This is a genomic window from Pseudomonas sp. NPDC096917 (assembly GCF_044762555.1).
Taxonomy (GTDB): Bacteria; Pseudomonadota; Gammaproteobacteria; order Pseudomonadales; family Pseudomonadaceae; genus Aquipseudomonas.
In genome coordinates this window covers 1-349 of record NZ_JBIWEO010000005.1, presented here as the reverse complement: position 1 = coordinate 349, position 349 = coordinate 1, and the positions used below count along the sequence as shown (strand labels likewise).

1 protein-coding gene is annotated in these 349 nt (G+C 53.3%); it reads left to right on the top strand.

Annotated elements, in window-relative coordinates:
- A partial coding sequence (locus ACIQYF_RS07300) for a S1 RNA-binding domain-containing protein (protein WP_402858787.1) occupies positions 1 to 349 on the top strand: 349 nt, incomplete at both ends.

Genomic DNA, 349 nt, shown 5'->3' with positions numbered 1-349 from the left:
CGACGTTAACGGCATCCGTGCGTTCCTGCCAGGTTCTCTGGTTGACGTTCGTCCAGTGCGCGACACCACGCACCTGGAAGGCAAAGAGCTGGAATTCAAGGTCATCAAGCTTGACCAGAAGCGTAACAACGTTGTTGTTTCGCGTCGTAGCGTGCTTGAAGCAGAGAACTCGGCTGAGCGTGAAGCTCTGCTGGAATCCTTGCAAGAAGGTCAGCAAGTCAAAGGTATCGTCAAAAATCTCACCGATTACGGCGCATTCGTCGATCTGGGTGGCGTGGATGGCCTGCTGCACATTACCGACATGGCTTGGAAGCGTATCAAGCATCCTTCCGAAATCGTCAATGTTGGC